This is a genomic window from Amycolatopsis sp. FU40 (assembly GCF_021903635.1).
Taxonomy (GTDB): domain Bacteria; phylum Actinomycetota; class Actinomycetes; order Mycobacteriales; family Pseudonocardiaceae; genus Amycolatopsis; species Amycolatopsis dendrobii.
This window is the reverse complement of sequence record NZ_CP091381.1, coordinates 3,798,216-3,818,534: the sequence shown is the minus strand read 5'-3', so window position 1 is coordinate 3,818,534 and position 20,319 is coordinate 3,798,216. Positions and strand designations below refer to the sequence as shown.

Here is a 20,319-nt window from a genome sequence, read left to right as displayed (position 1 = left end):
GGAGTTCCAGCCGCAGTCGGCACCTAGAGCCTTCGGTCGCCAACAGCCCCCGGGGCCGATCCCTGCAAGGGGTGGCTGTGACGACGGCCAGCGCTGATTGACCGTGGCTGCAGTCACTGCCCGCTATTATCGGGTATGCAAGCTATCTCTCGAGTCCGGTGGGAGGCCCTCGCTGCGTATTGTCGCAGGGCCGCAACTCGTGCCATGTGCCATGAAATCGGCTGGTTTGAGGCAGGTGATGAGCGACTTCTCGCCACTCTCGTCGTGGACACGGACGATGAGTTCTCCGGCATCATCCTCGCGCAGGACTTGAGGGAGCGATACCGCTATATCGGTCAGACGAAGTACTTCAGCAGACCAGAGGAGGCGGTGGCGGCGTTGGATCTCACAATGCAGGAACTGCTGCCCAGATTGGAGAGCGAACGTGCACAGGGCGACGAAGTCGGCCCTCCAATCGACTTCTTCACTCCTGTTGTAGGCGAGGATAAGCTGCACCCGAGTTTCCGAGAGGTCGCCTCTGGCAGGGCGTTCTCAGCCGCTCGCGGCATTATCACCGCGATGATGAGGTGGCATAACGACGTCGACGGCAACTTTGTCGAGCAGTTCCAGACCACCGGCTTCGATGCCCGGCTATGGGAACTCTACCTGTTCGCTGCCTTCACCGAGGCGGGATTTGACATCACCAACCCTAAGCCCGCCCCGGATTTCCTGGCCTCTGGGCTCGCAGGGGAGTTCGCCATAGAGGCGACGACCGTCAACCCTACGAGACAGTCGGCGGGCTCCGCCGAGGTCCCCTTGCCCAACACGGACGAGGAATGGTCGAGGTATGTTCGGCACTATCTGCCGACGAAGTACTCCGGGCCGCTGATGAGAAAGTTGGGAAAGCAGTATTGGACGCGCGAAGCTGCTGCGAATAAACCGCTGGTTTTCGCGATCCAAGACTTTCACCAACCGTTTTCCATGACATATAGTCATGGAGCGCTTCCCATCTACCTCTATGGTCGGTTCACCGAGTCCGAATCTGACGGCTACGGGAACCTGACGACCCGGTCAGTCCAGATTAGTGAACACCGCTGGGGCGAGAAGAGCGTTCCATCGAGCTTCTTTACGCAGCCCGGTGCCGAGAATGTCAGCGCCGTGCTGTTTAATGGGAGTGGCACGATCTCGAAATTCAATCGCATGGGTGTCAACGCTGGATTCGGCGACGGAACCACAATTCTAATCCGCACCGGCCGCTGCTGGGATCCAGACCAGAGTTCCTCCGAGGCCCTGCGCTTCGTACACGTCGTGGGACCGGAGCAGCCCGAGACATGGCTGGAGGGCATGGACGTGTTCCACAACCCCCACGCCTTGTACCCGCTCGACCCCGCTCTGCTGCCTGATGCGGCTCACCATCGTCTCCGTGCGGACGGGCTGATGGAGACCATGTCCCCCGGCTGGAAGCCGATCCTGTCAACTACCTCGATCGTCGAACTCCGCACCGACACATAGCGTCACGCTCTGCGGAGACTCGAACCTTCTCAACGAGAAACGGGGACGATCGGCATGCCGCGGCTGATATTGCGGGTGAGGCGACGTCGGTATCGGCTTCAGCGACCGAGCACTCCCTGGTGCTCGATCGCCTGACCGTGCTCGAATAGCGCAGGTGCCCGTTCGCTGCGCGATAGACGCGCCTGGTCAGCTGGTAGGACGGTCGGCCCGTCCCGAGGGCAAGGTCGGCGTCAGCGCGCCGGGTTCCGACGCCGTGGGGGCTGGAGACTGGTGGCGCGCAAGGCCGTCGAGGATCTCGCCGGGAGACTTCAACAGGCGCGGGTACTGCTTGAGCACCCGGATCTCGTTCTCGTTGAGGACTTTCACCACGATCGTGCCTCGTGTCTTGACGAACAGCACGGAACTAAGGCAGATGACTATTTCCTCGTCGGCCCCTGTGTGCTGCAGCAGTTGCGCGACCGCGTTCGCTTCCCGCACGTCGCTCTCGGAGCGCGGCGTGTCAATGTACTTGAGCTCGGCGGCACGTTCCAGCTTGCTGGCCAGATCGGCGAGCTTGTCCGCTGCTGCGCGGGCCTGGGATCGTGCGCGGAAGCGGCGAAACCACGAGCCGCGGTGCACCCTGTCCCACAGCTCCGCCTCGAGCCCGCATGCCTCCAGCAGTTCCACCACGGCCTCCTGCAACAGCGTTCCGTCGTCCGCTGTGGTGTAAATCGAGATGACACTTTCCCCTGGCAGCAGAGGCAAGCCAGCGTCAACGGTTTTGACGTTCAACGAGATCACCCAGGCGTCGCCGTTCTGCAGAGTCGTGGGGTCTGCCTGAAATACTTTCGCGAACGCCTCGGCTTCTTCCGCCGTGATAAAGCCCCGCCCATCGTTGCCTTCGGCTTCCAATTCGACGACGAGTTCAGCGGTCATCGGCCTGGGGTCGAGGGCAGTTGCCGTATCGCTGAGCCGGCGATTGCTGACAACCGCGGCGTTGTATCGGGTGGCAACCTCGTCCCGGGTTAAGCCGAGAGCGTGCCGCCAAGCCGAAAGCGGACCTAGGCCCCGGCGCCTGCCGAGGGCCTCGGCTGTCTCTCGCGTGGATGCCCCGTTGTCGAGCATGGCCCGGCGCAGACGTTCGAAGCCCTCTTCACCGACCGAGCCCCCTGGTTGATCCACGCACGGGGATCGCGTCGCCTGGTCGTCGACGATGTCGTGGCGGATGTTGTTCACTGCCTTCTGGTCGCGGTCTGCTGGCGTAGACAGGCAGGACGTCCTCGGGCTGGTCGGCCACAGCTGCGGAGGTGGTTCACAGGAGTCACCGACTGTGGCGCAATGGGATGGCGTTGTCAGCCGGTTCGCGCAGTCGGTCGGCGAGTGCACGTCGTCGAGCAGGGTGCCACTGCGGCGAGCTAGCAGCGCAGCCGGTTCGCCGTCGACGCGACATGCGGGAAGGGGGCCGCCTGTGGGCGCGGCAGGCATCGCGGAGGCCTCCTGAGTCGTCGGCGGGGTGGATCGGTCCGCTTAGCAGACCTGATTCGACCGACGTGGTCCACTGACAGATTGTCAACCCTCACTGGCTTGGCAGGATCATGCTGCGCTGTTATAGTGCGGCCGACTTCGTCGGGCTTGAATCGTAGGCGAAGTGGGCCTGTGCCGAGTGGGTCGAAATTGCTGTGCCGCTGGCGAAATCCTCTGAGTTCGGTACGCCGGCACGTCTTCTCAGCGCTGCTGCCGGGCGAGGGCCCGAACGCAGTACGAAAGACTGGTAGCGTCCTCGGCATCGTGAAAAGGCGAACGAAAACAGGACGCGTCGTGCTGGTTGTTACCTGTGCGCTGGTAGCGACGCTGGGAGTCTCGTTCGCCATCATCCAGTGGGATGTTGCGAACAAGATCGCGACGACGATCTCGGCGCTGGGAGCAGTCGCGGCGGTCGGGGTCGCCGTGCGGGCGGCGTTGAGTGGGCCGCAAGCCAGCGGCGTTGTCTGCGCATCTGACACAGGCCGAGCTGCCGCAGAAAGTGGCGGGGGCGCGATCACCGGCATTTCCGGGAAGGTCACCACGGCCAGCTCGCTCCGCGCGGCGAACATAGTGCACGCGGAAGCATCGGGTGCCGGGGCTGCGATCACCACCGGCGTCTACCTGGACTGACGGAATCCGTACAAATGACCAGGGAACGGCGGAACACGGTATCCGGCAGCGGGGCGGCGACCGCACCCGGCGGCTACGCCAATGCCGGCATACATCTCGGTGACGTAAACCTGCTGACTGGCGTACCTGTGCGAACGCGGTACCGCGAGACCGTCCCCCCTGGTCCTGATCCACGCCGATGCCGTCGAGCATTGGTGGGGTACGCAAGCCAGCTTTCCGTCAGCCTCGCCCGCTTAGAGGGTTTCGCGCCCGACGTGGTCATCGGCAGTCAGACCGTTGACGACGACAAGCTGCACGGCTTAGCCAGCCAACTGGGCTTGCGAAGAAGCGAAGATAGGACCCACAGCGCCCACAAGTTCCCAGCGCAACTTCGTGAGGCTCCGTTCACGTACCTAACCTATAACGACGCCCACCGCGTGCATGCTTCTTACGCGGCATGCCCGAGTCCGTCACGGCTGCCTTCGCGTATTAAGTACTCCACACGCCCCGGGGTGATCGAGACGTCGAGAACCACCTGTCCCACGTATTCCGGCGTCGCCATGCGTCGAGTGTGCATCGCTTGCTCATAATTCTGCGCGCTAGCGTCTCAGGGTTACCAGGGCGCGGGCCCCTTGTTCCATTCCGTTATCAATGGAGTGTCGACTTCCGTAACTGCAGTGTTTGATTTATCCGGCCAGAATGCAACGGAGAATCGCCCATGGGCGGCTGTGTCGCTCTGAAAACTCTCCGAGCCAGAATCGTTTTCGCTTGGAACGACTACCTCTGCTGAAACGTCAAATTCGAAGGTTCCTTCCGCTGTGAAAATGGCGTCTGCGGCGTCGAATGCTAAGTCTTCGATTTCGATGATTCGTCTCCCGGCTGGCGGTCCCACTTGTGGATACATATGACCATGTCGCCGCAGTTCGGAAGAGATGTCATCCTCGAGGCGTACGATTATCCCTGATTTGACGGCCTTGAGAATTTCAAGAAATGCATCATTCGCATTTATTTTATAGTATTCCTCAAGTATGGCCTTCGTCTTTCGTCCAGTCTCGTTGATGTTAACGAGAGCGCGAATAGATTCGTCTTCTCTTGGGTCGTCAATCTTATGAATTGTTGAGTATTGGGTGAGAACTTCGGGTGTGAGCATGGCGAATCTCTGCATCACGATCGGCCCGAGGTCGTCGAGTGCCTTCCTGGAGCCTGGGTCGGTTAAATCTGCTGTAGACACTGCGAGTAGGGCCTTGGAGACGGTGTTCGACGCTTGGAATGATCGGACGTACCTCTCGACCTTCGTGCGCATTTGGCTAGATTTTCGTAGATGGGTCGAAAGTATGCCGGTGCCAATCAGTGTTGTGTTGCCTTTTTTGATATTGCATGGGGTGCATATTGGAGCAAGGTTCTGTGCGGTGTGTACGTCGAACGCTTGCCTTGCAGGCCAAGGAAGATGTTCGCGAAGGATTTCTTCAAGATCGTCTGTCGTGATGGTATGGGGAATGATGTGATCGATCTGGATATCGGCGAAGTCCTTGGGTTCAGTGCACCAGTAGCAGCGGTGCCCCCAAGCTTCTAGGAGCGCCAATCGAAGTATGGAATTCTTGTCGGCCTCGCCAAATCGATAGCGTATCTCGTGGCTCACGTTCATCATTGTAGCTGACGAGCACTGCGAGGTTTGGTCTTGATGTATCGATACTGCTTATGAGTACGCTATATGTCATTCTCGGGGTTGTGCGGTGCGCAGACGAGTCGTCGACTAAGAGCTTCCCGGTTTGGTTGCCTCATCGATCGCCCAGTGATATTGGGCGCTCAGGCCGAGACAGTGTCTACGAGTCAGGGGCATAGTGATCTGTCGCGCTCCGGGCAGCGTGTCCAATCAGGCTCTCGACGTGGTCGAGATAGTCGGCCAGATCGCTCTCGGACGGTAGGGGGCCTCCGTACGGGTCCCCGTAACGTGCGAAGGGACGGGATTACAACAGACGCCTCATCGAATTATACCAATCGTGCGGGGCGTTGCCGAGCTGCGTGTACCGGTTCAGCCAAGCCTGGCGTGCACCGTGGGTGTTCCGTCTTTTGTGAGTGATATTTTGCAGCGAGGTCATGGCCGTCGCCGCGAGTTCTCCCGCAGCCAAGGCGGTCTCCACTGCGGGGCCGGGTCGTCCGGCAGCCAGTGCCTCTCGCGCGGTCGCCATGAATTCCGACGCTCGATTGATGAGTTCTGCCGCGCGGTCTCGGTTGTAGCGGAAATTGAAGGCGACCGCGCCCCCGCCTTCAGGGATCAATGCGAACGCGATCCACCCGGCGTCAGGCGTGATCTTTGCAGGACGCAAGCCCGATACATGCTCGACGTTCTCTGCCGTCACCGGTTCACCTGAGGCAACTGCGTTGCGCACCCGTCCTTGTCGTGCCGCCGCTGGGGCACTTGATCCGACGCCGGAGGTCCGCGCCGAGCACCGCGCACCCGCCGCTCCGCGGTCTGGTGGCCGCGAAGGTATTGCTTGTGGTGGCTCCCGTCGGGCTGGAACTGTTGCTGGACCGCTGGACCACGTGGTCGGTGTTCGTCTCCGCGCTGGCCCTCGCGGTCACCGTGGCATTCGCTGGACCGCCGTGGCAGCGGGCACTGATCCGCCGCGCCGCCTTGGACCAGCTTCACCAAGGTCTGTCGTACGCGAGACGGCAGCTGGACGAGCTACCTGAGCGTGCGGGTGCCGATCCTGACGAAGCCGAGCCCACCGTTGCGGAGCGTCGACGCAAGGAAATCATGAACGAGCTCGCGGTCATCGCGGCGCAGCAGGCTTCACTGGCGGTGGACGTTACGGTTCTGCTGTCAGAGCTAGCAGGCCTGAGCGCCACGGAACCCTCTCTCGAGCCGCCGTTCTGAGGCCTCAGGCCCTCCGAGCAGCGAGTTCACAGCGAGCTGGCCCCTAAAGGTCGTCATTGTCGACTCGGCCTGCGTCATCCCGGCATGTGGTTTCGGCTGGAATCGCCCGGATGCGCTGATCGTCCATCACCGGCCCAGGACTTGCAGATCAAAAGGAATGGCGGGACTGATGTGTGGCCGCATTCGAGCGGCGGGGCAGGGCGGACTCAGTGAGAGACTGTGGAGCTGTTGCGGTGTCCGGACTCAGCTGCGTTGCCTGCGGATGGTCGCGTTCAATCTGAAACCGAGTCGTCGTCGGCAGCATCGGGGAGTTCGCAGAAGGGATGCTCGGCGAGGACATCGACGACGTATTCGACGAGCGCGAGGTGGATCCGGTCGATGCTGCCGTCGATGACGTCGTAGGTGACCTGGAAGAACAGCAACGCCGGTCGGGTCAAGCGCACGCGGAGCTGTCCCGGCGTGGCGGCTAGTTCGAGCACTAGGAGCTCGTCGATATCGTTCGGCACGTAGCGGGCGAAATCCGAGTCGGTCATCACGCCCTCGAGCGCAACCAACGCGGACTGCGCCATCTCGCGGGTGAGTACGTCGTCGACAAGCGGGGTTATCGGGGCACCGGGCTCCGGCTCGTTGACTTCCTCGATGTCGCGGACGAGCACGTCGTCGAGCCCGATCGCAGGCAGGCCGGCTTGATCGAAAGGAGTCGGGATGTCCGCGCTCGGGATGGCGCTGCCTATCAAGCCGTTGCAGATCTTGCCGATCCTGTCCGCGAGCAGATCAGGGTGGGGCGGTGCCGGCGGATGACGAGGCGGTCGGTTCGAGGGGGCCGCAAGCGCGTTGATGGCCTCGCCGTACGCCTCGTGCAGGTCGCGCAGCGAGGGGATCACGGTGAGGGTGGGTGGTGACGCAAGCGTCGCCAGGTCCTGTCGCAGCGGCTCGGCGAGGGCGTTGCTGCCGGAATCGCAGAAGTCGCGGCTGTTGCCAGTGACGAACAGGACGTAGTCGTCCGCGTCGAGATTGTCGCAGAGCTCAAGGATGGAGTACCAGATCAGGGCATCGCGGTAGCCTTCTTTTCCGTTGTTGGTGAACGGTTTCCGGCCCTGCATGGCCCTGGTTACGAGGGTGCCGTGGTCAATGGCCGGCACGGGAAGGAACCTGCCGCCCGCCTGCTCGATGTAGTACTCGAGCTTGTACTGGAAGCCGCGTCGGGTCGCTTCGCAGATCTGGGTGATCTTCCGGGCGTCGATGATGTCGTCGGGCTCTTCGGCGTAGCGGCGGACGATGTTGAGTCCCTTGAGCGCTCCCCGCTCGCCTTCGGAGACCAGCTGATCGTGGTGCCGGATCGCCTCGAGCCGCACGATCATCGGAATCGCGAGCTTGAGCAGGCCGTAGCTGCCGGCCGACAGAGTCGCCGTCCAGCGGGTCCCCAGCGTCAGGTCGGCGCGGAACTCGGTGGTGTCCACCACGACATAGGGCGGGCGCGCGAACTCCATCCCCGCGTTGTCACCGCCTTCGGTCGCGAATGTCCCCGGTTCGGCAGCATAGCCGGTCAGACGTGCTGCGATCGGCACGCCGCATGCGTCACGAGCAAACCTCGGCCTCCTGATTCCTGCCAGCGGCGGCCGACGGCACGAGAGCCGCCAGGGCCTCGTACGCGGCTCGTTACGCTTGTTCGATCTCCGGTGCAACCGGAAATTCGTAGTCGACCATCGGATGCTCTCGTTCGTCTGTGCCTCGGCAGGGATATTCGCCGTCGCGCTAGGACGGGTTCGGCTGATGCGGCATCAGGGTCGGCTGCCGGGGTGGCGCGAGCAGGTTGTCGCCGGGTCAGAACGGGCCATCGGCGGCGAAGCGGTCCACGACGCCCATCCGCTCGGCCAGCTGCTGTGCGCGTTCGGCCGGCCCGATGCGGGATTCGCTGCCGTCGGGGTGGTACAAGGTGTGCACATTGTTCGGCCCGCCAGCGAGCAGGATCGCCGACACCTGCGGCAGTCCCATCGGCATCGCTTGGCGGCGCGGGCCGCTCGTTGGCGCAGTTTGCCCGCGCGGCCGCTGGGATACTAGGGCTGGAGTCATGGCGCGTTTTCGTTCCGACAATGTTGTGGGTGCTAACTCACCGTCATCACTGGCGGTCGCCTCCATGCCGTGGGTCTTCACGCAGCGACCGCCGTTGAGCCCGGAGAAGTTCATCTCGGAGGCGAAGCGTCGTGGCTTTGATCTCACCATCCAAACTGTGCGCGAGCTCTATCGGCATCGCCTGTTGATCCCCTTCGTCTGGGTGCAGAACGAACCGGATCCTTCGTTGGCGGTTCCCAACGGCGACGAACCGCGCTCGAACGGCACCTTGCTCACCGAGCTGCGTCTAGCGCGTGAGGTCGGCAGGGCGCGTGACCTTGCCGCGATGCCGTTTCGGCCGCACCTGCCGTTTGTCCGGCAGGCTCGCTTCGGCCGCCGTTGGTGGGACGGTTTGATCTACTCATGGCATCAGCTGCACGTATTGTCGTCGATCGCGTGGGTGCTGGAGGGCCGCCGGGAGACCTGGCGCGACGGCAAGTGTCGGGTGCAGCTGCCTGATCCAGGTCCGTACCTGATCGAGGAGGCCGCCGAATTTCGGCGTATCGCCATCGCTGCGACTGCACTTGAGGCACGGTACGGGCCTACGCTTGATCCCGACTTCGTGCACCTGTCGAACACGACATTCAAGCAGTGGTCCGCGTACCGCGCGTCGTTCGACCCCGCGGCCGTGAGCGACACCCTGGGCTACTCCGCCGGGCAAGCTGCCGAGGACGCCGAGTCGTTGCTCAGCTCGGCAGTCCGGATCGATCCGTTAGGCGGTTCCTGGGGGAAACTCGCCCGCCGCGCGCCGCGCAAGGCATGGGAGCAACTCAAAGGCCCCGCGCTCGCGGCAATGGACATGCGGCAGACGGCTGAGATCCTTCTCCGCTTCCATGAAAACCTCGCCGATCGTGCCTTGGCGCAGCAGCTGCCGAAGCCTTCGCCGATGTCAGCGCATCCGTCGCACGAGCGGTTGAGCCGCCGCGATAGCAGCTTGGACCAAGACCTGATGAGTCTCGGACTCTCGCCGCATCCTCGTGTCGTGTTAGCCGTTGAGGGCGAAAGCGAGCAGCTGCACGTCCCGAAGATCGCGGCCGAGCTGGGCTACCGGGCTGCTCCAGAGCTGGTCCGGGTCCTGCATCTCGGCGGGACGACCAAGGACCTCCAGAAGGTCGCAGCTCTCGCGGCCGCGCCGCTGATCGCTGGGCGCAAGACCGACAACCACTGGGACCTTCTCAAACCGCCGACCTGCTTGATGGTCGCTGTAGACCCAGAGGGCAAGTTCGCCGCGGACAAATGGGAGCGGACTCGCGACGGAATCCTTGATGAGATTCGACAAGTACTGCGTGCCCAAGGCGCGAAGACCACCGATGAAGAGCTGAGCATGCTTGTCGACATTCACCGCTGGTCGGCCTCATGTTACGAGTTTGCGCATTTCACGGACGAAGAACTCGCCGACGCGATCATAGCGATCCACGAGACCGTGAACGGCCTTAGCCGTGTTGATCTCATCGGTGCTCTGGCGGCGTTGAGGGCGCGGGCGCGGACTGGGCACCGCAACGTAGATATCAAGAACGTGTGGTGGGATTGGAGTTACGAGCCGAGCAAGGTGGCGTTGGCCGACCAGCTATGGCCCGTGCTCAAGCAGAAGATCGATCGCTGCCGCGAAGACGACGGAGCTCCGATACCTGAGATTGTTCGGGTAGTCGAAAAGGCATACAGGACAGCCTTGCACTGGCGCGATGTGTCGTTTGTGCTCACCGCAATCGACTAGGGCCGAACACGACGGTCCACTGTAAACCCGTGTGGCTTCCTGCGCGACCGCGGGCGGGCGGGTGGAACCACGAGGCGGGGCAGACCGCCGGCTCAGCTGGGATTCTTCCTGCCGCACCCGGACTCCTAACAGCTTCTCGAGCTGTGCGCCGCGGCGCTCGCCGCCGTCGGCTGTCGCGACCTACCAATTGTGGCCGCGCGGATCCCCACCAGATTGGCACGGTTTACGCGTACACCGACCGCTACGAGGGAGCGAATACCCACTGGACTGCCCAGCGGAGACGCAACGCACGTTGCGGAGCGCGGTACACCAGCAGATGCAGCAAAGATTTCTCGACGGTGGATTATTACCGCCTAATGCTATTGCTGGCAGATCATTAACGCATGACGAGGTCAGACGGCCTAGCTACACTCGGTCGGCTGGCCAGTCGGTAGAGAGGGCGGGAAGCGTGGCGGATCGAGACGAGCAACACCTGCTGGGGCGATTCTGGCTGGCGGGCCATCCCGACGAGAAGTTGCCGGGCTGGCTGGATGTGTCGGGGTCGAACCCGAGAATCACCCTCGCCGGGCAGTTGACTGCTCCGGTCGAGTGGTCGTCCACATCGGGCGGGAGGATAGGAGTGCCGGCACCAGAGTTCCCTGTCGACCGGTACACGGTGCACGGACGACTCAGCGAAGGCAGCCACTCGAACGTGACCTTGCTGGGTGCCGACACCTATCCGCAGAATTTGCAGATCTTTGGCGATCTGGAGGCAGGCTCTGAGAATGGCACCCAAGTTTTCGAAGGGCCGTGGCTGATCCGCGGCGTGCACATGGAACCGGGCGATCCGATCCTCAAAGCGATGGTCCGGTTCACCTACATCGACGAGTGGGTAGCGAGGACCGGTTTAACCAAGTACGAGAACTCTTATAGCGAGGGCTCCCCGGTCGAGGTGTCCTACCGCGAGCCGGAGCCGCAGTCAGCTCAGATCCCCGGCGGACTGGGTGCGCTGCGGGTGACACACCAGCGGCACCTGACCTCTCCGAGTGCCGCCGGTTTCGAAATCCGGCACGAGGCGTGGCTGTGGATCGATGCACAGGCGGAGTCATTGGATACGCTCTACACCGATTTTATCGCGCCTGTGCTGAACATGGCGTCGGTGATGATGGACCGGGCATGCAAGATAACTGAGCTGAAGGTGGTCACCGAGCGTTCGGACTACTACGACCGCGTCTACCACCCCATGGTGCGGGCGGACCGTCTACTGAGGCCAATCAAACCCGGCTACTCCTATCTACGGCTTCCTGATATCAACTTGGCTACTGTGGCTAATGCGATCGTGGCTTCCAGAGATATCGATCCGATCCCCTCGATCTTGGTGAGCACCTTCGAGCGGGAGACTGGCCGCTTCCTGGAGACTGACCTGCTGGAGCTGGCAGCGTGTGCGGAGGGGCTCGACCGCCGGCTGCACAAGACCGGCAAGAAGAAGGAGTATCGGCAGCGTCTGGAGCGGCTGATCGCGTACACCAAGGATTGCGTGCCCGACGCTGCCGGTGTGGCCACGCAGTGGGCAGCCAGCCTGGTAAATGCCCGCAACGACTATGCACACTTGTTGCCAGGTCCGCGCAACAGTTGGCAGACCAATCTCGTCTTATGGGAGTCGCTGAAATGGATCCTCGGGGCGGCGATCCTGCTGCATGTTGGCGTCGATGCCGAGGTGATCAAGAAGGGTCTCAACCGGCACGAGAGTTACGCTTTCTTCGTGCGGAAGGCGAAGAACTACGCACCGGATATCTACGCGAAGCCAGCTCCGTCGCAGTAACGGTTCGGTAGGGATCACCGTTGAGCCAGTGCCAGGGTCGGCTCGAACACCTTCTGAGGGACGCTGCGACACTCTCAGGCGGACAACGGGCCGCGACCAAGTCCAGCCATAACGTGAGTTGGTGTCACCAACTGATGACAGGCAGTCTTCCTCGTGTGGTGCCTCGTGAGTTTCGGGTGCAGTTGCCGCCTGATGTGCCACCGGGTCGGTATGCCGCGATAGTGCAGGCTGTCGTCAGTGTGCTCGCTGCTGCGGATGTGCTTTCGGGATCGTCGATTGCGGTAGACGTTCTGGCTCGGGATGAGGATTTGAACGACGCGTTCGACCAGTTCAGCGCTCTGTATCCGTGGAGCCAGTGCTGAGAGCGAATGGGCGACCGCGGGTGACTGTGGCGGGATCGCTGTCTGTCCTCGCAGTCGCACCGGCATGCGTTTACGGAGACTGCTATGCATCGACGGCGTCAGGTGAGTCCGTTGAGGGTGAGGTTGAGCGCGTCGACGAGGTTGGTGCGGTTGCCGCTGCATACGGTGGCTTCCAGCCCGCCGTGCGGGGTGTCGCTGGTGAAGGCGAGCACGCGGCCTGCGCGGGTGAGGTCGTAGACGGTCAGCGCTGTGCTGTGGATCCGGTCGGTGCCGTGTCCGACTGCGGCGTGGAGCTTGTGCACGGCGGTGCGTTCGCTTCGCAGGAGGTGGCGCAGGTCGTCGGCGTGCCCGGACATTTCCGAGAGCGGGTCGACGTCGGTGTCTTCGAGGTAGGTCGTGGGGATTCGCAGGGTTGCCGTCCGGGCTGGTGGGTGTTCGGGCAGGGCCTCGACCAGTGCGGTGGCGAGGTTGCGGGGCTGGATCGGGTCGAGCTGGATCGACTGGTGGTCGGTGATCAGCCGGACGGCGTCGCGTCCGGCCGCGGCGACGAAGAACGCGCCGTCGTCGTGCGGGCGGTGGGTGAACGCGGTCCAGGCGTAGCACTCGCGGGCGGGTGCGGCGAGCAGTTCCAGTGTGGCCCGGAACTGCGGGGTCAACCGTCCGTCCGGCGTGGCGAGTCCGAAGGCGGCGAACCGGTCCATCGCTCGTCGCTCTCGCTCGGCGGCGAATTCCGCGGTCATGTAGGTGTGTTCGGGGCTCACCACGATCGGGAGGCTGGTCAGGCCGGTGTAGTTCCAGGCGGCGAAGAACGCCGGTCGCGGCATCCGGACCGGTCTGTCGATGATCGTCATCGTCGCGGGTCAGCCTCCGATGGTGGGCGGGGTCGGCGGCAGGCCGGTGCGCGGGTCGCGCAGCCGGCCGTCCTCGTCGTCGGTGAGGTCGAACGCGGAATCGTCGTCCAGCCCGTACTTGCGCTGGTGTTCCTTGTCTTCCTCGCCTTTCCCGCCCTTTCCGCCGCCGGCCATCCCGCCCATTCCCGGCGTTCCCTTGGCACCGGCCGCGCCTCGGGCCGCGGCCGAGTTCGCGCCTCCGCGGGCCACCGGTTCTTCCGTGGCGCCGGAACCCGCGCCCGGCCCTGCGGAACCGCCGGCTCGGCCGCCCGCGCTCCCGCCAGGACTGCCCGGGCCGTTCCCGGGCAGTCCGCCAGTGGGCCCGAAGCCGCCCGCGGGTCCGAAGCCCGCGACGAACCCCGGCGACGGATTGCCGCCGTTGGCACCTGCGCCGGTGTTCGGCAGCGCGAGAGGCACCCAGCCCGGGCTGTTCGGGCGCTCGTAGGCCGGCGGTGTCCATCCGGCTGTGGTCGTCCCGTCGCCGGGTCCGCCTCCAGCCTGATAGTGCGGCAGCCCCGCCGCGTCCCTGGCCGGCGGCTGGTACTGCACCGGAGCCGACGGCGGCGGAGGGGGAGCGAACGACTGCGCCGGCCCGCTGGTGCCAGGCGCTGCCACGGGCGGCTGGTGGCCGCCGCTGCGCAGGTGAGGATTGTCCGGGCCTGCCCTGTGGTCGGCCGGCTCCTTGGGTTGCGCGCTGATGTCGACGTTGCCGTCGCCGAAGTCCTGCAGCTGCCCGTAGTCGATCTTCAAGCCTTGGCCCGCTGACTTCGCGGTGTCCGCGTAGGTGTTGTACTTGTCGAGATTCTGTTGCGCGATCTCGTTGTACTGGTTGATTTTCGCTTCGGTGTCGGTGGTCCGCCAGAACTGTGCCTCGTCCAGGAACGTCCGGTGCGGCGGAGTCTCGGGCATCGGCCGCAGCGACGCCTTCAGCTGGTCGAACCCGTGCGCCAGGCCGCTGGCGTTCTGCGAGTTCGCGGTGAAGGTCTGCGACGCGGCCTGCGACACGTCCGCCAGCGGCTTGATCCGCGCCTGCGCGGCGTCCGCGCCGCCGCCGGTCCAGGACGATTCCATGCCCGACATCAGCTGCTGCACGCGACCGCTGACCTGCGCGTGCTGCTCAGCCAGTTCCGCGGCCTGGTCGGCGCCGCCGTGCCAGTCCGGCGCGCCCTTGCTCGCCATGATCTGCTTGACCAGTTCCGACTGGGGCACGGCCTGCTCGCCGAGGTTGCCCTCGAACAGATCGCCGAACCATCCGCCGACGTCGCTGGCCCGGTCTCCGACCCACTCGACGGCGCCTTCGACGGCGTGCCCGACGGCTTTCGCCGCGTCGCCCAGGACATCGAAGATCGACATCACGAACCCGCTTTGTGCTTCAGATTCGTCATCACCCGCTGGGCGGCGACGTTCGCCACGTAGCAGGGGTCGACGGTTCCCTTCTTCGCCGTGCTGAGGCCGATGGAGACGTCCACGGTCCGCTGATCGTTGATCCCGATGGTGACCTGGCAGAACTCGTCGGGGGAGTCGCTGCTCTGCGTCACGTGCGCGACCGACGGGAACCCGAGCACCTCGGATTCCTTCCACACCACCGACTTCGGCTTGGTGTTCGCGTACCACGAGCTGAGCCCGTCGTCGCTTTTGGTGTCGTAGGCGACGTCGACGTAGGAACCCTTGACGCTGTTGATCCACGTGCAGCTCGGGCCCAGGCTGGACTTGGTGTCGGGCGAGCCTTGCGGGGCCTGGCCGATGATCTCGTTCAACTGGTCCCCGGTGAGGCCGCCGTCGCAGGGCGAGCTGTCCAGGATCGTCGACGGCAGCGGGTTCGCGACCTTCGGCGCGCCGCTGTGCGGCAGTGCGGCCGCTGCGGACGTGCTCGCCGGTGCACCAGCGGACGTCGGGAGGCCGGAACCGGGATTGCCGGGCGAACTGCAGCCGGCCGCGACCGCGGCGAGCACGACCAGCCCAGCTGACCGCATGAGCGTGCGCGAACTCATCAGGCGAGTCCTCCGCCCGAGTTCGCGGCGTTCTGCACCGCTCCCGCCGCGTCGTCGTCGCCGCTCTGGGTGATGTGCAGGGCCTTCTCCAGCCGTTCGATCAGCGTCGAGACGTAGTCGCGTTCGCGCTGAATGTGGCCCAAGCCGTGGCCGAACGCGCTGGCACCTGCGCCCGATCCGGAAAGAAGCGCGTTATAGCCCTTGCTCGCGGGGTCCTCGGCAGGCGGGTTCAGATGCGTGAGACGCTCCGCCTTCGGGATCATCTTCGCCAGATCGTCGCGGATGCCGCGCGCCAGGTTCAGCATGCTCATCGCCTCATCATGGCTGAGGCTGAACCCCTGCCCGCTCGAACCCGGACCACCGCCCGCAACAGCCCCGCCGCCACCACCCGGCGGGTCCCCGATGTTGAACATCAGGCCGTCAAGCCAGCTGCCTGCCTTCGACGCAGGTTGACCCACGATGCGCACCCCTCAAGCGACAAGTCACCACCACGGCGGGGCAGCCCGCGCGAGACCGCCCCAACAATCACTGTAATCGATCAGTAACGCCAAGGTGCGAAAACCGCCTACTTCGCCGCTGACCAGCCGATCTCTGTGGCGGCAAAGGGCTCACGGCCCTTCGCGAACGTCGTCGTGACTGAGGCTGCCGCGCTGGGGAGTCGTTCAGGAGTTGCAGACGACAAGCGCGCCGTCCGACGTGTTCCAGCCTGCCGATGCGCAGGTCCCTGCCTGTCGTGGTGGTCGAGGCGACGGCCTGAGGTGCGCCGCATATCGCGATTGGTGCGGCCGCGAGGCAGAGCAAACATGCGTCGGAAGGGGAATCTGGGTTCTTCTCGTCGGTGTTTGTGCTGGGCGCGACGACCCGGCGCTCCTGCGCCGGACTGAGAGCTACTGACACGGAGCTAGACCTGCCGATTTCGTCGGCTGTTCGGCTCTGCTGCGCGCCAGCGCCGGCGCGTCGAGGCGCTGGCGGGTGGCGCGGCGACCGGCACGGTTGAGTCTGTGCCGACCGCCTTGCTAACTCAATGAGCGCGTGAACTGAGGCTTGAAGCTCTGTTCAGGGTTGCGTAGTGCGGCGAGGGTTCTCCCACCCGTGATCTATAGCGGCACTCGGGCCGGTACAGGTTCGTCAAACTGGTCGCACATGACCAGGACCCGTCCAGGAAGTGGCAGCGCGTCTGTCGTAAGGATGCCGAACTCGTGCGCTGCACCAATGCCGAGCGTAACTCGCTCCGGACGGTACTGGATCTGGGCGTACGACTCGTCCCGATCGGAGAAGTGCACGCGAGTAGCGTCGGCGTCGCCAACGTTCACCAGCCGATACAGTGTGCCCTTCACGTGCTCGACTGCGAATGCAGGTCGGCGCATTTGCTCAGCCAGCACGCGGGCAGCTTCAGCATCCTTTCGATCTTGGCGACGATCGAGTGCCTTCCCCAAGCGTCCGAAGCCGAAGCCGACTCCTCCGCCGAGCAGTGCGGTGACGATCGGCAGGATTATCTGCAACCAGCCAGGCATCCAGCCATTATTCACCGCGAACTCTCGGGAGCAGCAACAACTAAGAACACGATTTAGCGTCGTAGCCGCCGCGGCGGAACGGAGGCGGAGATGGGCCTGGCAGTCTCAGGCCGGGCTGCCAAAACACCGGCCTGCTCGGCAGCCCGGGGTTCGGGTTATCCCGCCAGTCCCTGCAGCTGGCGGGAGATCCGGCGGTGCCGGGCGAGTATGTCGTCCAGCCAGGGCAGCCCGAGTTCGCCGCTTTCCACGATCGGGATGCCTTGTACGACCGTGTGGCGCGCCTGAACGGGTTCACAGCGGAGCCAGGCGTCGGCCGGGTCCAAGTGCGCGCCCGCGAACGCGACCGGGTTGAGTTCCCACGCGACGAGGTCTGCCGGAACTCCGACCCGGATCCGGCCGAGGTCGTCGCGGCCGAGGAAGGCGGCGGAGTTGGTGGTGGCCATCTCGAGCACGTCGTGGGCGGAGATCGCCCCTGCGCCGCCGCAGCCTTCGAAGGCGACGTAGTGCGGTGTGCGCTTCCAATCACGTGCTCGCGTGGCCGCTGTGGGGTGAGGAGTCGCAGCCGATCCCGACGGGAACATCGGCCGCGCGGAGTTCCGGCACGGGGTCGGTCCGGCACCGCGTGTCAGGGTCGGACATGCGAACAGCAACTGGCCGACAGTTGCAGCGCGGCGGGATACCAAGGCCGCGTACTAGATTGCGAAAGACGGGGCGGACATCCCGATCCGGAGGCCTCGTGACAGCAGCGGGCCTTGTGCCATGGTGGCCCGGTCAGTGCGGCCACCCGCCGAGACAGCCGTGTCAGTGGGTGGCCGAATCTCGTGCCCGGGCTGTTCTGGCCGCCCCAGCGCACCTGCCGGGGCCGTTCTGCTGGTCGCGATGTCGAGCCAGCGGATCGATTTTGGTCTTGTCAGGTCCCGTGCGGCGCCGCGATTTCAGCTGTTCAGCTGGCACGCGGTTCCGGCTCTGGTCGTGGGGTGACGCCGACGCTGTTCGGTATGGATCTCGGCCCGATCAGGGCGCAGGTGTTGACGCCGGAGCCGTCATGGCTGTGCGCCGCGGGTTTGCGGTGCGGGGGAGTTCAGCATGAGTGTTGCGATGCTGGCTGGGTTCGCAGTCAGGGACTCGAACCCCGAACCTCGGACCCGCTGGTTAAGAGCGTTTGCTGTTGTGGGTGGCTCCGATGGTCTCGCCCGCGGTTGTCCTGATGGTTGCGGCCTTGTATGCCATGGACCCTCAACCGCGGACGGGGCGCAACTGCGTCTTGTCGAGCACGAGCAACTCCAGGCCAGCTTCATCGCACAGCTGTTGAGCTTCTGCTGCAGTATCTGCGGGCACTGTGTCGATCGCGGCTAGAAGGTGGATGTCGGCATCGAGGCGTTTGGTGAGGTTGACGTCACGGGTGAGCTGAGCAGGGGTGAAGTCGGCGGCTCGGGTCTTGACTTCGCCTGCCAGCACACGTGCATTGTGTACTCCGAAGATGTCGACTTCGGAAGTGTCGCCATCGAGGGAAACGACGTCAGTGCCTGGGAGCAGGCAGCATTCTGGGTCCTGGACGGTCAGTGCCGCGATGGCGAGCAGGTGCGGCAGAACGCCGTTGTCGCTGGCGCGGTCGATGAGTGCGTCCAGTCGGTAGTAGACGGCGGGCATGGTCTTCGGTGTGGTGTAGCGCTGCGGCGCTTGGCAGCCGTCGCAGACGGCGGGTCCTCGTGAAGGCACGTCAGCCATGACGGCGAACGTATTGACTCCACAGGTAGTGCAGGCGATCTCGAACCCGCGTTCAGCCCAATAGTGATCGACTAGTGTTTCGAGCGCTGGCCTGGCGAGCGGGAGGATGTTGTTGCCCGCGCGGTAGCGGCGCTCGCCTCGGTGGCCCCATTTGGACACGAGCTCTTCCACCAAGGCTGCGTCCAGCGTGAGGCCCTCGTTGTTCAGTTCGTGCAGTTCTTCGCGGAGGCGTTTCGCTCTGGGGGTGGTTAGCTCGTTGATCGCTTCGTAGGCTCCTGGCTGGAGCAGGACGGCGATGTCCCGGCTGGCCTGTAATGCGGCACCGATCTTGCCCTTGTCCGAGAGTTCATGACGCTGGGTGCGTTCTTGCAACAGAGCGCTTACTACATCTGTCATCCGGGGTATCCGCACGCGGAGGTCATATTCGACTCGACGCGCGTCGGTGTTGAATTGTAGTGCCTCACCGTGCCAGGTCGCAGCGTCGTGCACCAGCCTGGCGGTCGATGCGCGCTGCGGCAGGGCGTCGAATGGGCCGCCTGACAGGCGAAGCAATGCTCGCCCGTACGCGGTGAACGGGACGGGCGATGCGAAGCGGATGACGGTGGGATCGCGGAACAGTTGCGTAAGAATCTGGAGTGGTTCGCCGTATCGCCGCTCATACGTCAGCCAGATGCGGTAGTCCATGCCGCTCGCGGCCAGTTCGTTCCAGGTCAGGTACGTGAACGGAGCCTCGCGAAGCTCCGCGGGGAACTTGTACCCGCTGCGGGCTTCTTCGTTGCTTCTTTGCAAGCCGAGTTGGCTGGCTAAGCCGTGCAGCTTGTCGTCCTCAACGGTGTGGCCGCCGATGACCACGTCAGGAGCGAAGCCCTCGAATCGGGCGAGGCTCACGGAAAGCTGGTTCGCGTACCCCATCCAATGCTCGACGGCATCGGCGGGGAGCAGGACCATCGGGACGGTCTCGAGCCGCAACGGCCGAAGGGCCCGCAGGTTCCAGAACCACTGGCAATCCTCAAGGTTGTCACCGTCGGTCACCCAGATCAAAGCCGGGAACGCGGTCGGGCCAGGTCTCGCCCAGCACTCGCCGAACCAGGCGACAGTTCGGTCCAGGAGCGTGTCGCCTCGCAACTGTGCGCGCGAGACCTGGTCTTCGTGCTCCTGGCGGTAGACCGAGAAAGGCTGAGGTACGTGGAACGGTCGGCCTGGCTGGTTGAGCGCGGCGAGGTGGTCGGCAGTGAGGTCGCCTGCGACGGCGACTTGCCACAACGGTGCGTTCACGGCCGCCACGATGTATCCGTCCGGAGAATTAGGCGGATTTTCCACCCATGATGGATGCACTGTAAACGAGGACGCGACAGGCGGATTGTCGATGTGCGCCAGTGGAATCAGGACCTGGTTCAGAGCCTGGGCGGCAGTCGCGGCGTCGTCATCGGGCAGGTCGATGTTCACTACGGCCTCGACACCGGCCAGTTCGACCACTTGTTGATGCCATTCAGCCACCGTGCCGCCAGCGCCGACCGGGATGATCGGCTCGGCCTGGCCGCCCCACCGCGTGCATGCCTCTTGCACGGCACGCCGGAATCCATCACGGCTGCCTTCGCATATCAAGTACGCCACGCGCCCGGGGGCGATCGAGACGTCGAGAACCGCCTGCCCCAAGTATTCCGGTGTCGCCATACGATGAGTGTGCATTCTCGCTCCTAAACCGGGTGGCAGACTTTGCGCCAGA

Annotated in this window: 17 protein-coding genes; 5 read left to right on the top strand and 12 right to left on the bottom strand. The window is 64.2% G+C overall.

Going from position 1 to position 20,319, the window contains the following annotated elements:
- The first annotated feature begins 204 nt into the window (after positions 1–204).
- Complete coding sequence (locus tag L3Q65_RS18375) at positions 205–1,491, top strand: hypothetical protein (protein ID WP_237600380.1); 1,287 nt, start codon at positions 205–207, stop codon at positions 1,489–1,491.
- Between the two features lie 186 nt (positions 1,492–1,677).
- Here the strand turns inward: L3Q65_RS18375 and L3Q65_RS18370 are convergent, their stop codons facing one another.
- A complete protein-coding gene (locus L3Q65_RS18370; RefSeq protein WP_237600379.1) occupies positions 1,678–2,706 on the bottom strand; it encodes a hypothetical protein in 1,029 nt (342 codons plus the stop codon).
- A gap of 582 nt (positions 2,707–3,288) precedes the next feature.
- On the opposite strand from L3Q65_RS18370, the gene L3Q65_RS18365 reads away from it, so the two are divergent.
- Positions 3,289–3,624, top strand: coding sequence for a hypothetical protein (locus tag L3Q65_RS18365; RefSeq protein WP_237600378.1), 336 nt, complete (start codon positions 3,289–3,291; stop codon positions 3,622–3,624).
- A gap of 592 nt (positions 3,625–4,216) precedes the next feature.
- Here L3Q65_RS18365 and L3Q65_RS18360 read toward each other — a convergent pair.
- Complete coding sequence (locus L3Q65_RS18360; RefSeq protein WP_237600377.1) at positions 4,217–5,242, bottom strand: HNH endonuclease; 1,026 nt, start codon at positions 5,240–5,242, stop codon at positions 4,217–4,219.
- A gap of 328 nt (positions 5,243–5,570) precedes the next feature.
- Positions 5,571–5,963 carry a hypothetical protein gene (locus L3Q65_RS18355; protein WP_237600376.1) on the bottom strand — a complete coding sequence of 131 codons (393 nt, stop codon included), beginning with the start codon at positions 5,961–5,963 and terminating at the stop codon, positions 5,571–5,573.
- A gap of 137 nt (positions 5,964–6,100) precedes the next feature.
- On the opposite strand from L3Q65_RS18355, the gene L3Q65_RS18350 reads away from it, so the two are divergent.
- Complete coding sequence (locus L3Q65_RS18350; RefSeq protein WP_237600375.1) at positions 6,101–6,481, top strand: hypothetical protein; 381 nt, start codon at positions 6,101–6,103, stop codon at positions 6,479–6,481.
- Positions 6,482–6,753: 272 nt separating this feature from the next.
- On the opposite strand, the gene L3Q65_RS18345 is transcribed toward L3Q65_RS18350, so the two are convergent.
- Together L3Q65_RS18345 and L3Q65_RS18340 are read right to left on the bottom strand one after the other, a co-directional pair.
- Positions 6,754–8,049, bottom strand: coding sequence for a PIN domain-containing protein (locus L3Q65_RS18345; RefSeq protein ID WP_237600374.1), 1,296 nt, complete (start codon positions 8,047–8,049; stop codon positions 6,754–6,756).
- A gap of 256 nt (positions 8,050–8,305) precedes the next feature.
- Positions 8,306–8,476 (bottom strand): hypothetical protein, encoded by a 171-nt coding sequence (locus tag L3Q65_RS18340; RefSeq protein WP_237600373.1) that lies wholly within the window; start codon positions 8,474–8,476, stop codon positions 8,306–8,308.
- A 76-nt stretch (positions 8,477–8,552) separates the two neighbouring features.
- Here L3Q65_RS18340 and L3Q65_RS18335 point away from each other — a divergent pair, with 76 nt between their 5' ends.
- Both L3Q65_RS18335 and L3Q65_RS18330 read left to right on the top strand, forming a co-directional pair.
- A complete protein-coding gene (locus L3Q65_RS18335; RefSeq protein ID WP_237600372.1) occupies positions 8,553–10,307 on the top strand; it encodes a hypothetical protein in 1,755 nt (584 codons plus the stop codon).
- A gap of 448 nt (positions 10,308–10,755) precedes the next feature.
- Positions 10,756–12,108, top strand: coding sequence for a HEPN domain-containing protein (locus L3Q65_RS18330; protein ID WP_237600371.1), 1,353 nt, complete (start codon positions 10,756–10,758; stop codon positions 12,106–12,108).
- Between the two features lie 460 nt (positions 12,109–12,568).
- Here the strand turns inward: L3Q65_RS18330 and L3Q65_RS18325 are convergent, their stop codons facing one another.
- From L3Q65_RS18325 to L3Q65_RS18290, 7 genes are all read right to left on the bottom strand, one after another.
- Complete coding sequence (locus tag L3Q65_RS18325) at positions 12,569–13,321, bottom strand: ESX secretion-associated protein EspG (RefSeq protein ID WP_237600370.1); 753 nt, start codon at positions 13,319–13,321, stop codon at positions 12,569–12,571.
- A gap of 9 nt (positions 13,322–13,330) precedes the next feature.
- Positions 13,331–14,713, bottom strand: coding sequence for a hypothetical protein (locus L3Q65_RS47495; protein WP_304504569.1), 1,383 nt, complete (start codon positions 14,711–14,713; stop codon positions 13,331–13,333).
- Positions 14,713–15,351, bottom strand: a complete 639-nt coding sequence (locus L3Q65_RS18310) for a DUF3558 domain-containing protein (RefSeq protein ID WP_237600367.1) — start codon at positions 15,349–15,351, stop codon at positions 14,713–14,715. The genes L3Q65_RS47495 and L3Q65_RS18310 overlap by 1 nt, the downstream gene beginning before the upstream one ends.
- Positions 15,351–15,818, bottom strand: a complete 468-nt coding sequence (locus L3Q65_RS18305; RefSeq protein ID WP_237600366.1) for a hypothetical protein — start codon at positions 15,816–15,818, stop codon at positions 15,351–15,353. The genes L3Q65_RS18310 and L3Q65_RS18305 overlap by 1 nt, the downstream gene beginning before the upstream one ends.
- A gap of 630 nt (positions 15,819–16,448) precedes the next feature.
- Positions 16,449–16,865 (bottom strand): hypothetical protein, encoded by a 417-nt coding sequence (locus L3Q65_RS18300; protein WP_237600365.1) that lies wholly within the window; start codon positions 16,863–16,865, stop codon positions 16,449–16,451.
- A gap of 155 nt (positions 16,866–17,020) precedes the next feature.
- Positions 17,021–17,446 (bottom strand): amidohydrolase family protein, encoded by a 426-nt coding sequence (locus tag L3Q65_RS18295; protein ID WP_237600364.1) that lies wholly within the window; start codon positions 17,444–17,446, stop codon positions 17,021–17,023.
- Positions 17,447–18,101: 655 nt separating this feature from the next.
- Positions 18,102–20,267 (bottom strand): hypothetical protein, encoded by a 2,166-nt coding sequence (locus L3Q65_RS18290; protein WP_237600363.1) that lies wholly within the window; start codon positions 20,265–20,267, stop codon positions 18,102–18,104.
- Positions 20,268–20,319: the final 52 nt, after the last annotated feature.